We start from the raw sequence: 23902 nt of genomic DNA on the forward strand, positions 1-23902 counted from the left end.
AAGTGACTCAATGACAGGTGTAAGGCCGGCAAAGGTACAAGGTTGATTTGTAAAAGGCAATGCCCAACCGCTTTTTCTACCAAATCATCACCTTTCCAATGCTAAAATCCGTAGAATTTACCCATCTGTTTATCCTGCTATTTCCTGCAGATAAGCGTAGTTTTACAACCATATTCCGCTCTTAGCACGTGGGGCTGCCTGCATGATTCACTACTACCTTTCCTTTGAAAATCCGCTGACATCCTACCTCCAGGTGCAACTTACGCTGGAAGTACCTACTGATGCGTCCCAACCGCTGGAATTGCAGCTGCCAGCCTGGCGACCGGGCCGTTATGAGTTGCAGAATTTTGCCCAAAAGATCCAGCGCGTAGAAGTGGAAGACGCGCAGTCGGGCGAGGCCCTACCCTACCGCAAAACCACTAAGGACCGCTGGACGGTAGCCAACACGGCCGGCCGCACGGTGCGGGTGCGCTATAACTTCTACGCCCACCAAATGGACGCCGGTGGCTCCTGGCTCGACGAAAGCCAGCTCTACCTAAACCCAGTGCAGGCGTTGCTCTACGCAGAAGGGCGCCAACAGGAGCCCTGCCAGCTTCAGCTGGCTCTACCCACTGCCTGGCATATTGCTTGTGGCCTACCCCAGAGCGCGCCCAATACGCTAACGGCCGAGTCGTTCGACCAACTGGTTGATGCGCCACTGATTGCCAGCCCTACCCTGTTGCAACGTACCTACGAGGTGCAGGGTATTCCGTTCCATATCTGGATTCAGGGTGCATGCGTGCCCAACTGGCAGCAGATTATCAAGGATTTTGAGGCTTTCACGGAAGAGAATCTGGCCGTGTTTGGCGATGATTTTCCGGTGAGCGACTATCATTTCCTCAACCAGATCCTACCCTATAAGCACTACCACGGCGTGGAGCACCACAACTCCACCGTGATTACGCTGGGACCGGCAGAACTGCTCATGACGCCGGGCTTATACAAGGAATTGCTGGGCGTGAGCTGCCACGAGTTGTTCCATACTTGGAACGTGAAGAGCATCCGGCCGGCCGAGATGCAGCCCTACGATTTCACCAAGGAAAACTACTTCCGCACCTGCTACATTGCTGAGGGAGTCACTACCTACTACGGCGACTATCTACTTGCCCGGTCTGGCGTGTTTTCGGCGGCGCAGTACTTCATGGAGTTAAACGGCGTGCTGCACAAGCACTTCGACAATTACGGCCATCAGAATCTGTCGTTGGCCGATGCGTCGATGGACTTGTGGCTGGACGGCTATAAGCCCGGTGCACCCGACCGCAAAGTGTCGGTGTATCACAAGGGCGCGCTGGTGGCCCTGCTGCTTGACCTCACTTTGCGGCAACTAAGCCAACACCAACGCAGCCTAGATGATGTGATGCGGCGCCTCTATGAAGATTTCGGCAAAACTGGGGTAGGCTACACAGAGGAAGACTACCAGCGCGTGGTGCGCGAGGTAGCTGGCCGCGATATGCAAGCGTATTTCGACAAGTTCGTGTACGGCACTGCCCCGCTAGAAGAGTCCCTCAACAAGGCTCTGCGCTTTGTGGGCTGCACACTGCGTATGGTTGAAAACGGCTCTGTATCAGAAGGCTTATTTGGTTTCAGAACCGCAGTTCGCAACGAGCACACCGAAGTTACCGACATCCTACCCGGCACTCCGGCTGCCAGCGCCCTAGCCCTGGAGGACGAAGTAGTGGCGGTGAATGGTCGTCGGGTGTCGCAGAACCTACAAACGCTGCTGAGCACCGGCACCGGGCGCTACGAGCTGGCTGTGTTCCGGCAACATGAACTACGTACCGTTACGCTGATGACCGACGGCACCGAATTGTACTGGGCGAAAAGAATGGTCGAGAAATTGCCTGATGCAACGGCTGAGCAACGCGCCAGCTTCCGGCAGTGGCTGAAACAGGAATTTTAAGTCCGTTGAGCTGAATTGAGTAGTACCATGAGTTGGCTGCGGGCCTTTTTGTTAGTAGGGCCGTTTGTATTGAGCACTGCCTGTACCCTTATGCCACGCCAGGAGCGAGGGCATCCGGCTACGCCGTTTCCTTTACCTACGTCGGGCCCCTACGCCCAGCCGGTACTACGCCAGCCTAGTATCTACAAACGCGCTTACCTAGACACGCTGATTTTACCAGCGGGACGAGTGCTTACGCTTTATCCTGCCCAGCGCCCTACCTATGATGGTTTGCCTACGCCCGCCTGGCTGCGCCCTACCCCTTCGGCTGCTGACGAAGAGCTGGACCTGACTGCCGAGGAGCGGGCCCGTCTGCGCACTGCCGGCCGTACTGCCCAGCGCGTGGGCCGTACGCTCTGGCTACGCCCTAGTGCCGCACCGCCTGTGCGCTTCGTCGATAATCCGGTGGAAAGCGAGGATAACGTTGCCTACGAATACGTGGCGGCTATTCCGGCCATTCATCAGTGGCTAGTTTCGGTACATCTCTATGAGGGTGGCTATTTTCTACTGGTGGACCAGCGCACGGGCCGCCGTACAGAAGTATGGAGCCCCCCTTCTATTTCGCCCGATGGGCTACATTTCGTGTGCGGCAACTCCGATGTACTTGCTCACTACGACCCCAGCGGTCTACAATTGTGGGCTGCGGATGGGCCACGCTTGCGCAAATTGTGGGAGCGGCAAGTGGAATGGGGCGTGTCAGGTCCGCGTTGGCTCGACAACCGTACAATTCTTTTTGAGCAGGATTACCTGGAAAAAGGCGATGTAGAAACTCGTTTGGTACGGCTCACAATAATGCCTTAGCGATACAATAAGACACAAAAAAGCTCCGTATTGCTACGGAGCTTTTATTACGTTCAGCTAAGCGAGCTAGCTTTTATCACTCCCATTGCCAGCCTTGCTATTGCCGTCTACTGACATCGGCTTATTATTCTGCGGGTTTCTACGAATCGGAGTTGTTTTTTTGGGGTCAGCTGTGGCCTTGCCATCCGTTGTGTTGCCTTGTTGCGACACATACGTCTTATCCAGGTTTTGCACCATTGTAGTTGTGCTATTGGTATTAGGACGCGGGTCGATATTGGTCTTATCTGTTTCAGCCAGTTGGGCAGCAGCTATTTCGCTCTTTTTCATCGTCGTAATGCTTTAGGGTGGATTACTCCTATGTTTTACCCCTTGCAGGAAGAAAGAGTTGCCGAAAAGTTACCCTACAAAAAAGGCCGGCACTGCATGAAGCGGTGCCAGCCTTCTAATTTAGAAGCAAAAGCAATTACTCTACTACCGATACGGCTGGTACATTTACCAAGTCAGCAAATTGCTGCTCGCGGGCTTCAATTTCCTCCTGCGTCAGGTTCAGCAAACGTTCTGTACCAAACTTTTCTACGCAAAACGAAGCCATGGCCGAGCCGTGAATGACGGCGCGCTTCATGTTGTCGAAGCTGATGTCGTCGGTAGCGGCGAGGTAGCCGATGAAGCCGCCCGCGAAGGTGTCGCCAGCACCAGTGGGGTCAAAGACTTCCTCCAGGGGTAGGGCCGGCGCGTAAAACATCTGCGCCTTGTTCCCTTTCTTGCAGAATAGCAGCGCGCCATGCTCGCCTTTCTTGATAATCAAGGTTTTAGGCCCCATACCCATAATCACCTTGGCAGCTTTCACCAACGAATATTCGCCGGAAAGCTGGCGGGCCTCTTCGTCGTTGATGCTAAGCACGTCCACCATCTCAATGGTCGTTTTCAACTCTTCCAGCGCCACATCCATCCAGAAATTCATAGTGTCCATCACAATCAGCTTAGGCCGATTGACGAGGCGTTGAATCACGAGGCGTTGAATCTGGGGCGTCAGGTTGCCCAGCATCAGGTATTTGCAGTCTTGGTAAGAGTCGGGTAGCACGGGGTCGAAATCGGCCAGTACGTTCAGTTCCGTCGCCAGCGTCTCGCGCGAGTTGAGGTCGGTAGAATACTTGCCCGACCAGAAAAACGACTTCTCGCCTTGCTTGATCTGCAGACCTTCGGTGTCGGCACCATGCTCTTCGAGCAACAGAATATCCGACTGTGGAAAATCATCGCCCACTACGGCTACCAGCTTCACGGGCTTCACCGAGTAGCTAGCCGACAAGCAAGCGTACGTGGCGGCGCCACCAATGATTTTGTCGGTTTTGCCGAAGGGCGTTTCCAGGGCATCGAAAGCCACCGTACCGATAACAACCAGACTCATAAGCAGAGAGGATTAAAAGTGATTCATGCGAAAATATGCCCCTGAAACGATGCAATTCATAAAAAAAGTCCCCGAAAAAAAATTTCCGGGGACTTTCTGCAAAAACGGTGGGTAAATAATGGGGCTCGAACCCACGACCTTCGGAATCACAATCCGACGCTCTAACCAGCTGAGCTATATCTACCGTGTTGGGTATTGATGCCACAAAAGTAGCAGGTTGATCGAAACTTTCAATCACTTGACGAGATTTTTTAAACAAGTTTTTCCTAACTATTTGTTGCTCTGACAGCAGCGTTGCCTTTTCAAGCAGCGTCTCGCCCAGCTATTCCACGTACCTTTGTGGTTCGTTTATTCATACTACCATGTCCGACACGCCCCACACGCCGCTCACCTTCGCCGATTTCAAGCTGAACAAACAGTTGCTGAATGCTGTGGCCGAGGCAGGCTTTACGGACCCTACCCCCGTGCAGGAGCAAACCATTCCGCTGCTGCTGGCTGGGCACGATGTGCTGGGCATTGCCCAAACGGGCACTGGCAAAACAGCTGCGTTCGGCTTGCCGCTACTCATGAAAGTGAAGTACGCACAGGGCACCTACCCGCGTGCGCTGGTGCTAGCCCCTACCCGCGAGCTGGCTATCCAACTAGAAAAGCACCTTGTGCAGCTGGCCACCCACACCGATCTACGCATTTTTGCCATCTACGGCGGGTTGGGACCCAAAACGCAGATTGAGACCATTGCCCAAGGTGTGGATATTCTGATTGCTACCCCCGGCCGCCTGCTGGAGCTATACCTGAAGGGCGACTTGATGCTGAAAGACCTGAAAACCCTGGTACTCGACGAGGCTGATAAGATGATGGACATGGGCTTCATGCCCCAGATCCGGCGAATTCTGGAGGTGATTCCGCGCAAGCGCCAGAACGTGCTGTTCTCGGCCACTATGCCTGATAAGGTGACCACGCTGAGCGAGGAGTTCCTAGAATTTCCAGTACGCGTGGAGGTGACCCCGCCTGCCCAGCCTGCCCAGACCGTGACGCAGGTGCTTTATGAAGTGCCCAACCTGCTTACCAAAATTAACCTACTCGACCACCTGCTGCGCGACGAGGAGACGTTCAGCCGCGTGATGATTTTTACGCGCACCAAAACCCACGCCGACAACGTGGCCAGCTTCTTAGAGCGCAAAGTTGCACCGGGACAAGTACGCGCCATCCACGGCAACAAAGGCCAGAACGCCCGTCTCAACAGTATGGATGCCTTCCGAGCCGGAGAGGCGCGCTTCCTGGTGGCTACCGACGTAGCGGCCCGCGGCATTGATGTGCCGCTGGTGAGCCACGTTATCAACTTCGACGTGCCGCTGAACTACGATGACTACGTGCACCGCATTGGCCGCACAGGTAGGGCGCAGCATACGGGCGCGGCCCTCACCTTCGCCAATGAGGCCGAAATGCACCACATTGAGCAGATTGAAGCGCTCATCAAGCAAACCATTCCACTCTTACCCCTTCCTGCGGAGGTAAAGGTGATGGAGACGCCTTTTGAGGAGCAGCAAAATATGAACCGCGAGATGGATGAGCGTCGCCGCCGCGAGGACCCTACCTTCCAGGGAGCGTTTCATGAGCGCAAGGAGTGGGTAAAGCCCGGCGTGACTATTGACAAGCGTACGGGCAAGGCTTATGTAGAAGGACCCAACCGCAGCCAGAAAGGCCGAAAGGTAAACCCTTCGAAAGGCAAATCATCAGCCCCAACCGTGAAGGCCGTGAAAGCCGCTAAAGCACGGGCGCGGGGTAAGCGGAAATAAATGGAGAGGTTGTGAATAACCCCACAGCTGTCATCCTGAGTGCAGCGAAGGACCCTATCACGTGTGAACGACAAGCGTATCAACGACCCGTTCAACGAACATAAGGTCCTTCACTGCGCTCAGGATGACAGCTGTGGGGTTATTCACAACCTCTATTTCGGAGCGAGGTGCTGAAATATTTCCAAGTGACTGAAGCGCACAGCTACCATCGTGAAAGCGGCGCCCCAGAGCAGTGCGCTCCAAAACATGTGCAGCATAATGCGCCAGCGGGGCACGTGCAATTGCGTGGCAATGACGGTACCTCCTACCGGACTAAACAAGATAGGCGTAAGGAAAGCAATGCCCGGCATGCCGAAACGCTTGTAAATACGCACTACCCCTCGGCTGCGTCGACTGAATAGTGGCTTGCCCTTGGCAGTGCGTCGGGCCCGCAAATGCATAGCCCACATCCGTCCTAGCCCCGAAATCAGGAGGACACTAGTCATCATGCCCGCCACTGATAACCCCCAACACAAGGCCCACGACAAGCCCGCCAGCACCCCCGCAATGGGTGCTGCTACAAACTTGACCATGCCGAGCAAGAAAACAGAAGCGTATTTGAGGAGAGCAGGAAGCACGTGACAAGCTCGAATGCAAACGATAAAAAACGTGACACAAGCTGTCTGGGCAGCCGGTATCATAACGATATGCAGCCGGTCAGGTTCAGTTACGCCCCGTTAAACTTTCAAAATTCGGGCCGTAGATTCACTTCTGCTCTGCGTTATTACAGCTTACTGCCGTACGATAGGTCGCCAGCATCACCGAGGCCGGGCACAATGTACGCCTGTTCATTGAGACCCTCGTCTACGGCTGCGACCCACAGCGTAGCCTCCGGAATTTCACGGGTTACATAGTCAACGCCTTCGGGCGACGCAATAACGGCAGCAATGTGCACCTGCCGGGGCGTACCAAAGCGCAGCATCGCCCGGTAGGTTTGCACTAACGATTTGCCCGAGGCCAGCATGGGGTCAGCCAAAATCAGGACCCGCTCATCTAAGTCTGGCGCCGAAAGGTAGTCGACTTGTACCTGCACTTGCGCCGTACCTTCGATGCGATAGGCTGCCGCAAACGCAGAGGGCGACTGATCGAAATAATTCAGGAAGCCTTGGTGAAAGGGTAGGCCGGCGCGCAATACGGTAGCTAGCACCGGAAAATCCTGAAGCAGCTTTCCATTGGTTTCGCTTAGGGGCGTCGTGATTACCTGATCGGTATAACTGAGTTGAGAGCTGATGCGGTAGGCAATGATTTCGCCCAGGCGCTGCAGGTTCCGGCGGAAGCGCAACGAATCACGCTGCTTGCTTACATCGCGTAGCTCGGCCAGAAAATGGTTAGCCACGGAGGGCTCGGCACATACAATGCGTACACGCTCGGGAGCGTAGGGCGTGGGGGTAGTGTTCAGCGCATCCATTGCAGATACCAGGGTCGGGAAGTTAAGGTGAAAGTGCCGTAAGGTACGGGCTGGGCGCCGAAGTTGGCAAAAAACCGGGCAATGGATGGGATGACGCTTCCTTCAAAATCCAGTACTAAACCGGGTGTACCAGCATGTTGCGCTATTACATGGCTCAGCAGCAAAGTAGGCGCCGATAGTTGTCGTCCATGCGGCGAGGCGGCTGCAAACAGGTAAATCAGGCTATTACGCTCCCTGATGAATAATGACGCTGCCAGGAGCTCGGCATCCGGCTCTGGCGCCCGAACCTCATATAGCAGCGCCTGTCCGCGTTGCTGAGCGGCCTCAATCAGCCGCCGCAACCGCATATAGTGCCGAGCAGAAAGCCCGGCTGCCGGTCCTTTTGTCTGCTTAAATAAGGAAATCAGAGGCTCAAAAGCTGTAACCGCTTGTACCACTAAGGGCGTCGGACGCGCCTGGTTTTGACGCAGACGGCGCTGAGTGCTGGGGTCATATGCCCGTAGCAAATTAGGAAAGGTGGGAGTTAGTGAAAGATGATAGGTTACTCGCTGGCCCAATTTGTAAGCAGAAGCGGTGGATAAGAGCGAGTTATCCACATTTAGCTGTTGATAACCCGGTGTATATTGTCCACTTATCAACAAAAGATACTTATCAATGTCTCTGTACCGGCTGGTGGCAGTTGTCAACAAGCCAAGTTGCTGGGTGAAAACAGGTTGAATCAACTCTTTACCCCACGGCCGATGCTTATAGGGCAATGGCAACACCGAACGGTATTCTCCGGTTGGGCCTACTTCTACCACAGCGTCCCAATGGCCCACCACGATATGCAACCACCACGCGTAGGCGTAGGGTAGGGCTGGCCGAGCCTCGTGTACACAGATGTCCCAGGCAGCAAGATCTAAAGCAGCAAAAGGCAGGTAGCGGAGCGACACGTGAAGAAGTGACAGCGTATGGCAATTTATTTGATGAACCTACGTGTTCGTAGCTGGCAAACAAAAATCCACCTATTTTTCCTACCCAAGCAGGCCTGTTTTTTGTCGGCTACTCCGCCCTACCCCAACCACAAACTACGTAGGTTTGTACTGACCGCCAAACGCGCTGCGGCTGCTATTCCTGCTTCTATGACCCATCGTTTACTACTGCTGGCTTTCCTGAGCCTATTTGCGGGCCGCACACTGGCTCAGACTACAGACTCAACTACCACCTCTAGCCCTACCTGGCTGATATACGATCAATCGGCACCCAAGCCAGCGCCGCCACACCAATCCGGCCAGGGCACTACCTATGTGCCACTCGACCATGATGTATACCGTCTCATCGACCGATATGCTATTAAATACGGTCCTGACTCGTTGAACGACCCGCATACTTCCGTGCGGCCCTACACCCGTGCCAGTGTGGCTCGTCTGGGCCAACGGATGCTACTCGACAGTATGGCAGCTGGTACGTTTTCCCGCGCCGACCGCTTCAACGCACGCTATTTGCTGCGCGACAACTGGCCCTACACGGTGGAACTATTAGCGCAGAATACCAGTCGCAAGCCTATTCTCAAGCACTTCTACCGCAACACCACTGATCTGTTTCACGTCGAGAAGCCGGACTTCACGCTGCGTATTAGTCCGGTGGCCTACCTTTCGGCGGGGCGCGACTCGCGGCTGGGTGGCTTGCGCTACCTCAACACCCGCGGTATTCAGGTAGAAGGGACCATCGATAAGCGCCTGGGCTTTTATACCTTCCTGGCCGACAATCAGATGGCCGTGCCCGGCTACGTGCAGGACCGCATTCAGCGCGACGACATTGTGCCGCATGAGGGCTACTGGAAGTTTTTCAAAACCGTGGGCGGCTCGCAATACGATTTCCTGTCGGCGCGGGGCTATATCACCTATGCAGCCAGCAAGCACATTAACGTTCAGTTTGGGCACGACCGCAACTTCATTGGCAATGGCTACCGTTCGCTGATTTTATCCGATTACACTTCGCCCTACCTCTTTTTGAAGCTGAATACGCGCATCTGGAAGTTCAACTACCAGAACCTGTTTACAGAAATGACCGCGCAGCGCCAAAATGCCGACACCTTGTATCAGAAGAAGTACATGGTGCTACACCACCTGAGCCTGGATGTGACCCCCAACTTCAATATTGGCGTGTTTGAGTCGGAGGTGCTGGGGCGGCGGCGCGGCCGCTTCGAGCTACAATACCTGAACCCGATTATTTTTTACCGCGCTATAGAGCAGCAGCTTGGCTCCCAGGACAACGCCTTGCTGGGCCTGGATTTCAAATGGAACATCAAACGTCGCTACCAGCTCTACGGGCAGTTTGTGTTAGATGAGCTGCGGGTAGGCGAATTGCTGAGTGGTGATGGATGGTGGGGCAACAAGCAAGCCATTCAGCTGGGGGCCAAGTACCTGGATGTAGCTGGTATTCAGAATTTTGATTTGCAGGGCGAGTTCAACTACGTGCGGCCCTATATGTACCAGCACGAAGACATCTACCGCAATTACCAGCACTACAATCAGCCCTTGGCTCATCCTATGGGGGCCAACCTGTACGAATTCATTGGTATTGCCAGCTACCAGCCCTCACGCCTACCCCGCCTGAATCTGGTGGGCAAAGCCTTCTACTCGGTACAGGGCCTTGATATTCCGCCCGTGCCTAACTACCCTCTCACGGGCGGCACCAACAACTACGGCGGCAATGTGCTCTACCCTTATGGCGAACGTCCTCTGAACGGCGATGGTACCACCCGCCAGTACGGCTTCCAGGTAGGCGACGGTAACCGCAGCAAACTTCTACACCTCGATCTGACGGCTAGCTACCAATTGCGTCAAAATCTCTGGCTCGATGCCAAGCAGATTGTCCGCCACCGCAGCTCGCAGTATGCACTTCCGGCCGATGGCACAGAAAGCTACACCTCAGTGTCGTTGCGCTGGAATATCGCGCAACGCCTGCACGAGTTTTGATGCGCTAGCGCATCGTACTAGAACGTCATTTCGAGCGAAAGGAGAAATCCTGCGTGCTGATGCTAGATACTGTTCTACGTCAGCACGCGGGATTTCTCCTTTCGCTCGAAATGACGTTCCTTGACGGTTCATCACTCTAAACTATATGCGGCATAACTCGCCTACCCTGCTGCTCTATTGTCCTGTAACTCAGCAGGAGCTAGACGCTATAGCCGCCGCTCATTGGCTGGCGCTTCCGGTGGGCCTGTTGCGGCAGCCTGCTTTCTACTTCACACCAGAAGAAGCAACTGCCGCCTTTCTCGCACAGGCCAGCGCTACGGAAGTTGGCTACTTGGTGCGTTTTGCCAGTGACGCAGACTACGCGGCAGAATTCCCGACGCACTCTCCCAAAGGCGGCCCTTCCTCTATGCGAGTTCCTGCTGAGGAGATGGTGGAATTCAATTACCACATTATGGGCCAGATCGAGGTAGTCGGCTTTTTAAGCGACTAGGCTTCTACCCTTCTTACCCCGCCCGAATGCCCTACCTTTGCGGATCTTATGAAGATTTACCTCCGCATTCTGCAATACGCGCGTCCCTACGCCGATTTCCTACCTCTGTACATGGTGTACACGGTGCTGAACATTTTCTTCGGCATCGCCAACTTCGCCATGCTGGTGCCTCTGCTCAATGTGCTGTTTGATACCACACACACGATGGAGGTGCCCACCGCACTACCTGCTTTTTCCTTCACGCTGGAATATATAAAGGAGGTCTTCAACTTCTATTTTTCGCACGTGCTGGCTGCTGAAGGCAGGTTGGGTGCCTTGGCGTTTGCCTGCGGCGTAGTGGTGCTGTCGGTGCTGCTGAGCAACCTTTTTCGCTACCTCAGCCTGCGCATTTTAGCGAGGGTGCGGGCGCGTGTCATTCGCACCCTGCGGGCCGATTTGTACCAGCACGTGACGACGCTTCAGCTCGGCTACTTTTCGCAGGAGCGCAAGGGCGACCTGATGTCGCGCTTCACCAACGACGTGCAGGAGGTGGAAAACTCGGTGGTGAATACGGTAACAGCCGTGCTCCAGGAACCGCTGAAGATTATTGCCTACTTCGCGGTACTGTTTGCCATGTCCGTAAAGCTGACCCTGTTTACGCTGGTGTTGCTGCCTATTTCGGGCGGGCTGATTTCGGGGGTAGCCAAGCGGCTGAAACGCCAGGCGCAACAAAGCCAGAGCACGCTAGGCACCATGCTTTCCGTGATTGACGAGATGTTGGGCGGTGTGCGCGTCATCAAAGCCTTCAATGCGGAGGGGTATATGCAGGAGAAATTTCGGGAGCAGAACGACTTGTACGCCCGCACGGCCCGCCGCATTGACAATACCCGCGACCTGGCCTCGCCATTTTCCGAGTTTGCCGGTGTATCGGTGGTAGCGGGCCTGCTGTACTATGGCGGTACGCTGGTGCTGGGCGGCCAGTCCGACCTGTCGGCGTCGGTGTTCATCACCTATATTATTCTGTTTTCGCAGGTACTGGTGCCGGCCAAAGCCCTGTCGTCGGCATTCAGCAACATTCAGCGCGGGTTGGTAGCCGGCGAGCGGGTACTGCGGGTGATTGACACCGCGCCTACCATTCAGGATCAGCCCAATGCAGCTATCCTACCCAGCTTCCAGCACCAGATTGAGCTGCGCGACGTGCAGTTCGGCTACGGTGAGCAGTCGGTATTGCAAGACATCAACCTGACCATTGGCAAGGGCAAGACTGTGGCGCTGGTAGGCCCATCGGGCGGCGGCAAAAGCACGTTGGCCGACCTCCTACCTCGCTTCTACGACGTGACGGGCGGCCGTATTCTGATAGACGGCCACGACGTGCGCGATGTGACCATTCACTCCCTGCGCGACCAAATGGGCATTGTGACCCAAGAGAGTATTCTGTTCAACGATACTATCTTCAACAACATTCGCTTCAACACCCAGGCCACCGAAGCCGAGGTGATAGAGGCTGCCAAAATTGCCAACGCCCACGACTTTATTACGGCCACAGCCAACGGGTACCAGACTGTCATTGGCGACCGGGGCGCGCGCCTCTCAGGCGGACAGCGCCAGCGCCTGAGCATTGCACGGGCTATTTTGCGTAATCCGCCCATCCTTATTCTGGATGAGGCCACGTCGGCCCTAGATACGGAGTCGGAGAAGCTGGTGCAGGAGGCCCTCACGCGCCTGATGCAAAGCCGCACGTCGCTGGTCATTGCCCACCGCCTCAGCACTGTGCAGCACGCCGACGAGATTATTGTGCTGCAAAACGGCCGCATTGTGGAGCGTGGCACGCACCAGGAGCTACTCCAGCAAAATGCAGGGCTGTATCAGCGCCTCAACCAGTTGCAGGGTAGCGGCGCGCTGGTGTAACGCCCCAACGCAAGGCATACTCGTTGCGTTATATAGAAGCTGATAAGTATAGAAGTCGCGCTCTGCACCCGAAAAATTTTATATTTCGCGTCAGAAGCTGCACTGTACGCTTTTCTACCATGGTTCCACGCTCTGCCTTACTTCCTATATGCTCTTTCTGAAACGCCTGACTACCATTCTGGTAATGATTTATCTGCTGCTGGCGCTGCTCTTTATTTTCAGCCCGGCCGCCCGCGACACGTTTGCTTCGTCAATTGGTTTAGGCACTGAGCCCTCGGCTTTCTACTATACCTTATTTGTAACGGGCGTTGTGTTGCTGGCTGCACTGCTGCTTGTAGAAAACATTGACAGCGTGCTGTTGCGCCGCAGCGTGACGCAGCAGGAAGGCAAAATCAACGAACTGAAGGCTCGGCTCTACGACCACCAGATAGAGCAGCGCGAGCGGGATTTTCAGCAACGGCCAGGCACGGTGCCCGGTACCACCACTTACCCCGATACGCCCCTGACTCCTACCCCGCCGGCTTCTACGGGTCCTGCTGGTTCTATTCCACGGCGAACAACGGTGTATCCGTCCGACGAGCCGACGCCCGGCACCGATAATTCGCCAACCCGTTAATTTCACGACGTGACCAATACTCCACTATCCGACCTCATCCGGGCTGAACTGACCAGCGCCCGCGACCTGCTGGACCGCTTCTTGACCGATTCAGCCAACCTTGCGGCCATTGAGCAAGCTGCCCGCCTGATGGCCGACGCCCTTCAGCACGGCGGCAAAATCCTGACCTGCGGCAATGGCGGTTCCCTTTGCGATGCCCAGCATTTGGCCGAGGAGCTATCCGGCCGTTACCGCGCCGACCGACCCGCTCTGGCTGCCATTGCCCTTACCGAAGCCTCGCACATGACCTGCGTAGCCAACGACTACGGCTTCGACCATGTGTTTAGTCGCTTCGTGGAAGCATTAGGCAGGCCCAACGATGTACTTGTGGCTATCAGCACCAGCGGCAACTCGCCCAATATCCTGCGCGCCGCCGAAGCCGCCAAGGCCGCTGGCTTAAGCGTAGTGGGCCTCACGGGCAGAGACGGTGGCAAGCTGGCTACCCTCTGCGACGTGGAAATCCGCGCCCCCCACACCGGCTACGCCGACCGGATTCAGGAAGTCCACATCAAGGCCATTCATATCATGATTATGCTGATTGAGCAGTTGGTATTTGGGAAGTAACGGGAGAGTACTCTTTAGCAACGCACTATAACACTACGGCACGTTTTTCGACAACACAAACGCCAGCTCTACGGGGCTGGCGTTTGTGTTGTCAACCTTATTTTTCTCCTATTCCCAATGCTTACCAAAACCTACGGCTCGGCCGTGCAGGGTGTAAATGCTACTACTATCACCATTGAAGTTGTTGTATCACAAGGCACTAATTTTTACGTAGTTGGCCTACCCGACAATGCTATCAAAGAAAGTCAGCAGCGGGTAGAGGCGGCTTTGAAGTTTCGGGGGTATCGGATGCCACGCACCAAGGTGGTCGTGAACATGGCGCCGGCTGATATTCGCAAAGAAGGCTCGGCGTATGACTTACCCATTGCGCTGGGCATTCTGCACGCATCGCAGCAGCTTACCACAGAGCAGTTAGGCGAGTACATCATCATGGGCGAGCTAGCGCTGGATGGTGGCTTGCGGCCTATTCGAGGTGTATTGCCCATTGCCATTCAGGCGCGCAAGGAAGGTTTTAAGGGTATTATTCTACCCAAGGAGAATGCGCAGGAGGCGGCCATCGTCAATAACTTGGATGTGATTCCCGTGGAGACCATGCAAGAGGCCATCGACTTCTTCGAGGGTAGGCAGACCATTGAGCCAGTGCAGATGGATACGCGTCACGTGTTTCAGCACGAGGCCAACCGCTACGCCGCCGACTTTGCCGACGTGCAAGGCCAGGAAAATATCAAACGGGCGCTAGAAATTGCGGCGGCCGGCGGCCACAACGTCATCATGATTGGGCCGCCCGGCGCGGGCAAAACCATGCTGGCCAAGCGCCTACCCAGCATCCTACCCCCACTGAACATGCATGAGGCGCTGGAAACCACCAAGATTCACTCGGTGGCGGGCAAGCTGGGCAGCAATGCCTCGCTGCTGACGACGCGGCCGTTTCGCAGCCCGCATCACACGATTTCAGACGTGGCGCTGGTAGGCGGGGGCGGCAACCCGCAACCAGGTGAGATTTCACTTTCACACAACGGGGTGCTGTTTCTGGACGAGTTGCCGGAGTTTAAGCGCACGGTGCTGGAGGTGATGCGCCAGCCTTTGGAGGAACGCCGCGTAACTATTTCCCGCGCTAAAGTCAGCATCGATTTTCCAGCCAACTTCATGTTGATTGCCAGCATGAACCCGTGCCCGTGCGGCTACTACAATCACCCCGAAAAGGAATGTGTGTGCGGCCCCGGCGTGGTGCAGCGCTACCTCAACAAAGTCAGCGGTCCGCTGCTCGACCGCATCGACCTGCACGTAGAAGTAACGCCCGTGACGTTTGACCAGATGACAGAAACACGTAGGGCCGAGAGCAGCGAAGGTATTCAGCGGCGGGTAGAGAAGGCCCGGCAGGTACAGGCCGTGCGGTTTGCGGAGTTCCCCGAAATTCACTCCAATGCCATGATGCCTTCGCAAATGGTGAAGGACATCTGCCAGATCGACCCGGCCGGCCGCACGCTTCTCAAAACCGCCATGGAGCGCCTCGGCCTCTCGGCCCGCGCCTACGACCGCATCCTGAAAGTAGCCCGCACCATTGCCGACTTGGCCGCCGCTGACGCCATCGGCCTCGACCACTTGGCCGAAGCCATCCAATACCGCAGCCTAGACCGGGAAGGCTGGGCGGGGTAGATGTGAAATTACGAGATGGTGAAATGACGAATGCAAAAGTGTGCGTCATCCTGAGCGCAGCGAAGGACCTTCTCACGGCAGAACGAGTCGTTGTTACACCGGTCGTTCTAGCGTGAGAAGGTCCTTCGCTGCGCTCAGGATGGCACACTTTGTCTTACTCACCACTTTACCACTTCACGAACTCACAACTTCACCATTCGTCACCATCTTTGTACCGCCATGTACAAAGCCTTCCTTAAGCCTGCGCTCTTTCAGCTCGATGCGGAGCGGGCACACCATTTCATCTTCGATAACCTGAAGCGCGCCTACCGGCTGCCGGGCACGGCGTCCCTGCTGCGCGGGTTGTACAACTTTCAGCATCCGGGCTTGGAGCGAGAGGTTTTTGGGTTGAAGTTCCGGAACCCGGTAGGGTTGGCGGCAGGGCTCGATAAAAACGCTGTGCTGACAGACGAGCTGGCAGCGCTGGGTTTTGGCTTCGTAGAAATTGGGACTGTAACGCCGCGGCCGCAACCAGGCAACCCTACGCCACGCTTGTTTCGACTGCCACAGGATGAAGCGCTGGTCAACCGCATGGGTTTCAACAACGAAGGCGCAACGGCAGCAGCCCAGCGGCTACGACAGCGGCGAAACCGGCAGGCCATCATTGGCGGCAACATTGGCAAGAACAAGGACACGCCCAACGAGCAGGCCGCTCAGGACTACGTAGCCTGCGTGGAAGCATTGCACGAGGTAGTCGACTATTTTGTGGTGAATGTGTCGTCGCCGAATACGCCGGGGCTGCGGCAATTGCAGGAGCGCGAGCCACTGATTCAGTTGCTGCAGCAGGTGCAGGAGCGCAACCGTGCCCTACCCCAGCCCCGCCCGTTGCTGCTCAAAATCGCGCCCGACCTCACCGACTCGCAGCTTGACGACATCCTGCTCATTGCCCGCGAAACCAGCCTGAGTGGCTTGGTGGCCACTAACACCACCATCAGCCGCGCCGATTTGCGCACCAACGCCACCCATGTGGATAGCCTGGGCGCGGGCGGCCTGAGCGGCAAGCCACTGCGCCAGCGCGCCACCGAAGTGATTCGCTACCTGCACCAGCGCACCAATGGCGGCCTACCCATCATTGGGGCGGGCGGCATCCACTCGCCGCAGGATGCGCAGGAAAAGCTGGCTGCTGGCGCTACGCTGGTACAGCTTTACACGGGTTTCATCTATGAGGGTCCAGCCTTGATAGGGCGCATCAATCGGGCGCTGGTGTAAGAGCACCCTGCAACGCACCCCTACCCTCCGCGCAACGCTTCCACCCGTGCGGCCCAGTGCTGGCGGGCAAACTGCTGCTTGTAGCGACGCTGCACCCACACCATAGGTGGCACAATCAGCAGGGTAGGCCACAGAAAGTTAACGGGCCACGGAATAAATGTGAGGCTAGTGGCCGAAAAAGCAGACACAGCCGCAATATAGGCGCCCACAAATCCCGAAATATGGTTGAGCAGCCATTGTCCTGGCGCGGGCGGTGCTACTCGCACATACGACCACAACTGCCGCCCGGTCAGCATCACGCCAATAGCCCCAAACACGATGGATGGCACTACGCCGCCCAGCACGCCGTACAGTAATGTGCCGCCAAATACCAGCAAGCCGGCCCCTACCCCCAGCCAGTCGAGCAGGGTAGGGCGCTGGCCGTGACCCAGCTGTTTGAGGTAGAGCGAACGGTAGCCAAAGCACGCCAGGTAGAGACTGAAAATACCAGTCAGCAACAAAAAGGTGAGTCCTTTGACGCTGGCCAGTACCAAGGCCGTGAGGCCCGCTACTACCATGGCCCAGAAAAACACCTGCCCCCAACGCCGGTGCGCTGGTCCGCCCTTACGCACCCACATAGCCACGGGGGCCACAAAAAAACCCGTAAATCCGGCCGCGATGTGTAGCCAGCGCGTGAGGAGCAGCAACGTTTCCATGGTGATACACTCTGAAGTGGTGAGCAATAAGCGAAAGGTAGCCGCTTATAGCACCGCCCGCCAGCGCACGTTACTCAACTGTTGGCTGAACCGGATGAAGTGTTGCGTAGCACTACCCACTTACAACTTCACGCCTACCCGTAGCTCCAGGGCGTCGGCGGCGGCACGGTGTACTTTCAGGTCTACATTACCAAAGACGCGCTTGGTAAAGTGGTATTTCAACCCCAGCCGCTCGTAGTAGTAGGGGTTGGATTTGTAGGGATTGTAAATGTACACGCCCAAGTGCGAGACAAACGCCAAGCGCCCAAATAGCAGCTCGTGGCCTACGTATATACCCGCCTTGCGTATGTCGGGCAGGTTACTGCCCGCTCGGGCCGTGTCGCGTTGCGCAGCCCGCAACGACTGATCTTGGAAGCCCTCTAGACCCAGCATCAGGTTACTTTTGCGATTGAGGCGCCGGCCTACGGCTACCGTGGCCGAGAAGGCGGAATAGCGCCGATTGGTCCACTGGTCTGTTTCGCGCAGCTGCTTAGACGCGTAGCTGGCACTCAGGTTCACGAAATAATGCCCTATATCGTCTGGCTTGGCGACCATGGCATCGGGTTGAGGCCGAAAATTTCGCAGTTGATGGTAGTTGACCCCCAACACCACGGAGGGTAGGTTGATGCCCCGGTTGGGCTTGGTAGTGGCCCCGTTGGAGTAATGGTTGAATGCTACTCCTAGCAGCAGCCCCAGGTGGTCAGTCAGCGCCACATCATACTCCACTCGCGCTTGTAGCGTAGCAGTCAGGCGCGACCCAATCATAATATTTTTATTGTTGGTGTAACGGTCGTAGCTGGTGGTGAAGTAACCCAAACCAGTACCCAGTCGGAAGTTCAGCTCCTGCCGGGCGGTGCGCCAGATGGCCTTATTGATGTAGCTAGTGGCGGCAAAAGATTGGCCCAGCATGGGGTTGTGGTAGTCGTAGTACACCAACGCCAATCCTATTTTGGGGTAGCGGTACCAGGCGTGCCAGGGGGCAGTGCCAGTGGTCTGCCGCTGTATATTCACCTCCACTCCCGTGGGGTGCGACACGGCCAAATGTGCCACGGCCGGCGTATGCGCCATAACGAAACTTCCCTGCGCGTAGGCCCCCACCACGTAGGGCGCCATCGGCTCTACCTGCTGTGCCCGCACCCCGATAGCGCACCCTAGCAGCATTACTAAACACCCCCAGTTTTGCCCTACCCACCGAGAACCAGGCGGCGAAGCACGCTGCAAATACCGAGAATTATTCAACCACTCCTCTGAGAAACGCTTACGATATGAGCGCGAAGGCAAATAGCTGATTAGCCATCTTTTAACTAGAAACAAACTCATGAATACTTTTTTATTGCAGCTCGCTACATACTAAATAGTAGCCAACGGCTGTAACCTTCCCTACCCTTAAAGCAGTATGAGGCCCTAAAATTAGTTGATTAGTTGTCAAGCAGTTTGACCACTATACGCTCAGGCCTTAAATCTGACTTCCCATGAAAAAAATCGCACTTCTTTCGCTTGCCTTGGTATCGGCTGCTTCAGTAGCCCAGGCGCAATCTGGTCCTCGTCTCGGTATCCGGGTAGGTGGTACGCTGGCAAACATCAACGGCAAAAACCGTCTCGACGTAGGCGGCAACCAGGGTGACTCTAACTTCAAGCTGGGCTACAACGCCGGTATTTCCTACCAAATTCCACTGAGCAGCGACGGTTTCTGGACACTGGCTCCTGAGTTGTTGTACAACCGTAAGGGTTTCGAAAACAGCTACGAATCGAAAAATGCTAGCAGCTTTGCTGGCAACACAGATATTGATCCTGCTCGCCGGGCAAATCTGGAAAAATTCAAATACGAGAACAAGCGTACGCTAGCCTACATCGAGCTGCCAATCCCCGTGCGGATCAACACTGCTCCCGGTGGTTCGGGCCTATATTTTGAACTTGGTCCACAAGTAGGCTACATGGTGACGTCGGAGCAGCGTGTGACCAAAGAGTATAAGTACACAAGCACCAGCAACACAAGCGACTTCAAAGACAAAGGTCCTAAGAATACAGCGAAGGAAGATCTGCAGAGCTTTGACATTGGCGCGTTGGCCGGTGTTGGCTATCAGACAGCCGGTGGCTTCAGCCTGGGTGTGCGCTACACGCAGGGTATCAAATCGATGCTGAATGACCAAAAGGCTTTCAACCAGTCGTTTACTGCACAAGTTGGCTACCTAGTGCCTTGGGGCAAATAGGCTCCGATAAATAAAAAAAAGAGTCAAGCACTTCTCCACAAGGTGCTTGACTCTTTTTTTATTGAATTACCCCACCCATTTACCCGCATTTTCGTTTACTAACCCAACTGGCTCATGCCTGGTAAGCTGAGCCATACCACCTACCTTTTTTCATAAAAACCATGAAAAAGTCTTTTATTATTGCTGGTTCACTGGCTATTGCAGCGGCGTTTGGAGCCCAGGAGTCGCGGGCACAGGGCGTGCGTGTGGGCGTGAAAGCCGGTGCCAACCTTTCTAACCTAGCGGGCGACGTTACCAACGAAGACCGTTTCGAAAACAAGTTTGGCTTTGTGGGCGGCGTGATGTTGAACGCCCCCCTTATTGCCGATGGATTTCTGTCTATCCAGCCGGAGCTGCTGTACTCGCAGAAGGGCTATAAGAACAACAGCTCGTCGGTATTTGGCACCTACAAGTATGAAGGTCGTGCCAACTACAACTACCTCGATCTGCCCGTGCTGGTTAAAATCAAAGCGGGTGGCTTTTTCGTAGAGGCTGGTCCGCAGTTCAACTACCTTCTCAACCGCAACGACAAAACGGTACGCACCAACAACGTAACGGGCACGCGCGCCGACTACAACTCCGGTGACTACGACCTGAGCAACGTGAACCGCTTTGAAGTAGGCTACGCCGCTGGCTTGGGCTTTCAGTCTGAAAACGGCTTGATTTTGGACCTGCGCTACAACGGCTCGTTCACGGATTTCACTAAGGATGGCTACCAGGGCAACGACCTGCGCAACGCCCGCAACTCCTTGTTCCAATTATCACTGGGCTACCTGATTACCTCGCGGTAAGCAACTCCTGCCCCTCTCTTTTCAGATGCCTACACTGCTTTGCCGGTGTGGGCATTTTATTTTTATATGAATAATACGTGAAGTAAGGCAAGACTATTGCTATGCTGCGGCGGCGCAACATCGCGCATTACTTATATTATTTTTTACTCTTTTCAGTATGAAAAAAGTTCTATTATCTGTTCTTGTAGCGGCTGGCCTTTCCACTACCGCTGCTCATGCACAAGGCGTGCGGTTGGGTGTGAAAGCCGGCGCTAGCCTCACTAGTTTTACCGGTAAAGACGTAGAAGGCCTAGATTACAAATTTGGCTTCCACGGTGGTGGGGTAGCCGAATTAGGGCTGACCGATAACTTTGCTATTCAACCGGAAGTACTATTCTCGATGAAAGGCACCAAGGCCAGCGAAATGGACGAATTGCGCATCAACCAAAGCTACATTGATGTTCCCGTACTGCTGAAGTTGAAAGCTGATGGATTCTTCTTTGAATTAGGCCCACAAGTTGGTTTTCTAGTGGGCTCAAAACTGAAAGTTGATGAGGTTTCGGTAGATGCCAAAGAATCTTTCAAGAAAGTTGACCTTGGTTATGCAGCAGGCTTAGGCTATCAGGCGGCTAGTGGCCCTATGATTGGTCTGCGCTACAACGGGGGAATTAGCAACGTAGGCAAAGACTCGTTCGATATTGAGGATGGTAAAGTGCGCAACAGCGCTTTCCAACTCTATGTAGGCTATATGTTCGGCGGCAAGTAAAACCGACTGTTACAAACAAAGAAGCCCGGTTCCTACCTCTGGAATCGGGCTTCTTTATTACCTGCATGCGTTACTTCGCCTTTTCCAGCGCCGCGTAGTTCTGGTAGAACAGCGGAATGGTTTCGATACCCTTCAGGAAGTTGAACACGCCGTAGTGCTCGTTGGGCGAGTGAATGGCGTCCGAATCCAGCCCAAAGCCAAACAGCACCGAATCGATACCCAGCTCCGATTTGAACATGGCCACAATAGGGATAGAGCCGCCGCCGCGGGTAGGCACCGGGCGCTTGCCGAAGGTAGTTTCCATGGCCTGCGCGGCCGCCTGGTAGGCTACCGAGTCGGTGGGCGTTACAACAGGTTCGCCGCCGTGGTGCGGGCGCACCTGCACCGTTACGCCTTCGGGAGCAATACTCTCGAAATGCCGCTGAAACAGGGCCGTAATTTCATCGGAAGTCTGGTTAGGCACCAGGCGCATTGAGATTTTGGCGAAGGCTTTGGAGGCAATGACGGTTTTGGCGCCCTCACCGGTGTAGCCACCCCAAATGCCATTCACATCGAGGGTAGGCCGAATGCCAGTGCGTTCTACAGTGGTATAGCCGGCCTCGCCGTAGGTGGCGGGTAGGCCAATGCTTTGTTTGAATTCCTCGTCGGAGTGGGGCACGCGGTTTAGCTCGGCGCGTTCCTCAGCGCTCAGCATAGCCACGTTGTCGTAGAAGCCAGGGATGGTAATGTGATTGTCCTCATCGTGCAGAGAGGCAATCATCTTGCACAGCACATTGATGGGGTTGGCCACGGCGCCGCCGTAGAGGCCGGAGTGCAGGTCGCGGTTGGGGCCGGTCACTTCCACCTCGTGGTAGCTCAGGCCGCGCAGCCCTACCTCAATGCTGGGCAGGTCGTTGGCCAAGATGCCTGTATCCGAAATCAGAATGACATCGGCCTTCAGTTTTTCTTTGTTGTTCTTAACGAAGATAGCCAGGTTGTTGGAGCCGATTTCCTCTTCGCCTTCAATCATAAACTTCACATTGCAGGGCACGCCACCCTGCTGCTGCATCACCTCGAAGGCCTTCACGTGCATGTACACCTGGCCTTTGTCGTCGCAGGCACCACGGGCGTAGATTTTCTCATCCTTAATCACCGGCTCAAACGGCGGCGAGTCCCACAGCTCGTAGGGGTCGGCGGGCTGCACGTCGTAGTGGCCGTAGACCAGCACGGTGGGTAGGGCGGGGTCTAGCAGCTTCTCGCCGTAGACGATGGGGTTGCCAGCGGTCTGGCATAGCTCCACGTTATCCACGCCGATTTCTTCTAAGCGCTGTTTCAGGAAATCGGCGGCTTGTAGCACATCGCCGTGAAACTTGGGGTCGGCGGAAACGCTGGGGATACGGAGCCAGTCGATGAGCTCGTGAATGAAACGATTTTGGTTTTCTTGGAGGTAGTTAGCCATATCGTATGGGTAGGGGCGCCTTGCAGGCGCCCGACGTTGGAAAATCAGTTGGCAGTGCGAAAGTAGGCAAGTTCGGCAAGGGACTTCTTATCCGTTGGTTGTTTGTAGTTTGATTTGAATACCATTTAGGGCCGACTAGGCCCCAAAGCTTTCCTATTTTTGCGGTTGCACGTAAGATACCAGAGTTGCTTACGCGTTGCCGGCCACCAAGCTGCACGCTCTTTATATCTATCTGTTTGCGTATGTCTGTTATTGCTCCGCTTGCCTGCGTCATTATCGACGACAACGAAATCAACCGTTTTACACTGGAGCGCGCCGTGCAGCGACACGACCAGCTGACGCTGGCCGCGTCTTTCCCGGACGCCGTGGAGGCGCTGACCTACCTGCGGGCCGGCAACCCAGTGGATGTGCTGCTGCTCGACATTGAAATGCCCCACATCAGCGGGCTGGAGCTGGTGAAGCTGCTGCCCGACCCCAAGCCTGCCGTGATTCTGGTGACCACGCACGCCACCTTTGCCGTGGATGCCTTCGAGCTGCGTGTGCTTGATTACTTGGTAAAGCCCGTCAACTACGCCCGCTTCTGCCAAGCCATCGACCGCGTCACAGAACAGTACCGCGCCGCGCCGCCCGCTTCCCCTACCCCCGCCGCGCCCACCATACCCACTGACCTCTCAGCCCAAGGCACCGATTTGTTTGTGAAGACCAACGGCCGACTGCTACGCATCAATTTTGAGGACGTGCTGTTTATCGAGGCGCTGTCGACATACGTGGTACTAGTGACTGACAAGCAAAAGCACATTGTGGGCGGCACACTCAAAAATATGGAAGAGCGCCTACCCTTCCGTCATTTCGTGCGTGTGCACCGCTCCTACATTGTGAACCTGCACCGCGTAGAAGCGCTGGAAGACAATATGCTGAAGCTCGGAACGCACGAAGTACCCGTGAGCCGCGCCTACCAGGACGAGCTTGTGCAGCGGCTGCAAGCACTGTGAGCATCGCTGTTTCCTCTACAAGGGTTGCTGGGACGATGTAAAGACGCAAGGATGCGTTCTCTGCAT

22 protein-coding genes and 1 tRNA gene are annotated in these 23902 nt (G+C 55.4%); 14 read left to right on the forward strand and 9 right to left on the reverse strand.

Annotation, left to right across the window (positions count from 1 at the left end; translation table 11 throughout):
• Positions 1-202: 202 nt before the first annotated feature.
• Complete coding sequence (locus tag MUN82_RS15190; RefSeq protein WP_245091773.1) at positions 203-1939, forward strand: M61 family metallopeptidase; 1737 nt, start codon at positions 203-205, stop codon at positions 1937-1939.
• A 90-nt stretch (positions 1940-2029) separates the two neighbouring features.
• Positions 2030-2779 (forward strand): hypothetical protein, encoded by a 750-nt coding sequence (locus MUN82_RS15195; RefSeq protein WP_245091774.1) that lies wholly within the window; start codon positions 2030-2032, stop codon positions 2777-2779.
• Between the two features lie 66 nt (positions 2780-2845).
• Here the strand turns inward: MUN82_RS15195 and MUN82_RS15200 are convergent, their stop codons facing one another.
• The 3 genes from MUN82_RS15200 to MUN82_RS15210 form a co-directional block, all read right to left on the reverse strand.
• Positions 2846-3106, reverse strand: a complete 261-nt coding sequence (locus MUN82_RS15200) for a hypothetical protein (RefSeq protein ID WP_245091775.1) — start codon at positions 3104-3106, stop codon at positions 2846-2848.
• Between the two features lie 136 nt (positions 3107-3242).
• Positions 3243-4184 (reverse strand): PfkB family carbohydrate kinase, encoded by a 942-nt coding sequence (locus tag MUN82_RS15205; protein WP_245091777.1) that lies wholly within the window; start codon positions 4182-4184, stop codon positions 3243-3245.
• A 110-nt stretch (positions 4185-4294) separates the two neighbouring features.
• Positions 4295-4368, reverse strand: a tRNA-His gene (locus MUN82_RS15210).
• Positions 4369-4546: 178 nt separating this feature from the next.
• Here MUN82_RS15210 and MUN82_RS15215 point away from each other — a divergent pair.
• Positions 4547-5980 carry a DEAD/DEAH box helicase gene (locus MUN82_RS15215; RefSeq protein ID WP_245091778.1) on the forward strand — a complete coding sequence of 478 codons (1434 nt, stop codon included), beginning with the start codon at positions 4547-4549 and terminating at the stop codon, positions 5978-5980.
• A gap of 152 nt (positions 5981-6132) precedes the next feature.
• Here the strand turns inward: MUN82_RS15215 and MUN82_RS15220 are convergent, their stop codons facing one another.
• The 3 genes from MUN82_RS15220 to MUN82_RS15230 all read right to left on the reverse strand — a co-directional run bounded on the left by MUN82_RS15220 (position 6133) and on the right by MUN82_RS15230 (position 8359).
• A complete protein-coding gene (locus MUN82_RS15220) occupies positions 6133-6552 on the reverse strand; it encodes a hypothetical protein (RefSeq protein WP_245091779.1) in 420 nt (139 codons plus the stop codon).
• Positions 6553-6743: 191 nt separating this feature from the next.
• Positions 6744-7427 (reverse strand): uracil phosphoribosyltransferase, encoded by a 684-nt coding sequence (upp, locus tag MUN82_RS15225; protein ID WP_245091782.1) that lies wholly within the window; start codon positions 7425-7427, stop codon positions 6744-6746.
• Positions 7415-8359 (reverse strand): GNAT family N-acetyltransferase, encoded by a 945-nt coding sequence (locus MUN82_RS15230; RefSeq protein WP_245091785.1) that lies wholly within the window; start codon positions 8357-8359, stop codon positions 7415-7417. The genes upp and MUN82_RS15230 overlap by 13 nt, the downstream gene beginning before the upstream one ends.
• A 189-nt stretch (positions 8360-8548) precedes the next feature.
• Between MUN82_RS15230 and MUN82_RS15235 the strand changes: the two genes are divergently transcribed.
• The 7 genes from MUN82_RS15235 (at position 8549) to MUN82_RS15265 (ending at position 16887) form a co-directional block, all read left to right on the forward strand.
• The gene (locus MUN82_RS15235) at positions 8549-10387 is read left to right on the forward strand and encodes a hypothetical protein (protein WP_245091787.1); all 1839 of its coding nucleotides are present in this window, start codon (positions 8549-8551) and stop codon (positions 10385-10387) included.
• A 145-nt stretch (positions 10388-10532) separates the two neighbouring features.
• Positions 10533-10877 carry a hypothetical protein gene (locus MUN82_RS15240; protein ID WP_245091789.1) on the forward strand — a complete coding sequence of 115 codons (345 nt, stop codon included), beginning with the start codon at positions 10533-10535 and terminating at the stop codon, positions 10875-10877.
• 48 nt (positions 10878-10925) lie between these two features.
• Positions 10926-12764, forward strand: coding sequence for an ABC transporter ATP-binding protein (locus MUN82_RS15245; RefSeq protein WP_245091791.1), 1839 nt, complete (start codon positions 10926-10928; stop codon positions 12762-12764).
• A 148-nt stretch (positions 12765-12912) separates the two neighbouring features.
• Positions 12913-13380 carry a hypothetical protein gene (locus tag MUN82_RS15250; protein WP_245091793.1) on the forward strand — a complete coding sequence of 156 codons (468 nt, stop codon included), beginning with the start codon at positions 12913-12915 and terminating at the stop codon, positions 13378-13380.
• 9 nt (positions 13381-13389) lie between these two features.
• A complete protein-coding gene (gene lpcA / locus MUN82_RS15255; protein WP_245091795.1) occupies positions 13390-13983 on the forward strand; it encodes a D-sedoheptulose 7-phosphate isomerase in 594 nt (197 codons plus the stop codon).
• Between the two features lie 117 nt (positions 13984-14100).
• Complete coding sequence (locus MUN82_RS15260) at positions 14101-15639, forward strand: YifB family Mg chelatase-like AAA ATPase (RefSeq protein ID WP_245091796.1); 1539 nt, start codon at positions 14101-14103, stop codon at positions 15637-15639.
• Between the two features lie 219 nt (positions 15640-15858).
• On the forward strand, positions 15859-16887 hold the full coding sequence (locus MUN82_RS15265) for a quinone-dependent dihydroorotate dehydrogenase (protein ID WP_245091798.1): 1029 nt from the start codon (positions 15859-15861) through the stop codon (positions 16885-16887).
• Between the two features lie 20 nt (positions 16888-16907).
• Here the strand turns inward: MUN82_RS15265 and MUN82_RS15270 are convergent, their stop codons facing one another.
• Positions 16908-17582, reverse strand: coding sequence for a DUF2306 domain-containing protein (locus MUN82_RS15270; RefSeq protein WP_245091800.1), 675 nt, complete (start codon positions 17580-17582; stop codon positions 16908-16910).
• Positions 17583-17702: 120 nt separating this feature from the next.
• Positions 17703-18782 (reverse strand): acyloxyacyl hydrolase, encoded by a 1080-nt coding sequence (locus tag MUN82_RS15275; protein ID WP_245091802.1) that lies wholly within the window; start codon positions 18780-18782, stop codon positions 17703-17705.
• Between the two features lie 311 nt (positions 18783-19093).
• Here MUN82_RS15275 and MUN82_RS15280 point away from each other — a divergent pair, with 311 nt between their 5' ends.
• The 3 genes from MUN82_RS15280 to MUN82_RS15290 all read left to right on the forward strand — a co-directional run bounded on the left by MUN82_RS15280 (position 19094) and on the right by MUN82_RS15290 (position 21406).
• The gene (locus MUN82_RS15280; protein WP_245091804.1) at positions 19094-19831 is read left to right on the forward strand and encodes a porin family protein; all 738 of its coding nucleotides are present in this window, start codon (positions 19094-19096) and stop codon (positions 19829-19831) included.
• A 161-nt stretch (positions 19832-19992) separates the two neighbouring features.
• Positions 19993-20661: a porin family protein gene (locus MUN82_RS15285; protein ID WP_245091806.1), complete on the forward strand. Its 669-nt coding sequence runs from the start codon at positions 19993-19995 to the stop codon at positions 20659-20661.
• 157 nt (positions 20662-20818) lie between these two features.
• The gene (locus MUN82_RS15290; protein ID WP_245091809.1) at positions 20819-21406 is read left to right on the forward strand and encodes a porin family protein; all 588 of its coding nucleotides are present in this window, start codon (positions 20819-20821) and stop codon (positions 21404-21406) included.
• A gap of 70 nt (positions 21407-21476) precedes the next feature.
• Here the strand turns inward: MUN82_RS15290 and MUN82_RS15295 are convergent, their stop codons facing one another.
• A complete protein-coding gene (locus MUN82_RS15295; protein WP_245091811.1) occupies positions 21477-22844 on the reverse strand; it encodes a dipeptidase in 1368 nt (455 codons plus the stop codon).
• 242 nt (positions 22845-23086) lie between these two features.
• Here MUN82_RS15295 and MUN82_RS15300 point away from each other — a divergent pair, with 242 nt between their 5' ends.
• Complete coding sequence (locus tag MUN82_RS15300; protein WP_245091812.1) at positions 23087-23836, forward strand: LytR/AlgR family response regulator transcription factor; 750 nt, start codon at positions 23087-23089, stop codon at positions 23834-23836.
• Positions 23837-23902: the final 66 nt, after the last annotated feature.

The organism is Hymenobacter aerilatus (assembly GCF_022921095.1).
GTDB classification, from domain to species: Bacteria; Bacteroidota; Bacteroidia; order Cytophagales; family Hymenobacteraceae; genus Hymenobacter; species Hymenobacter aerilatus.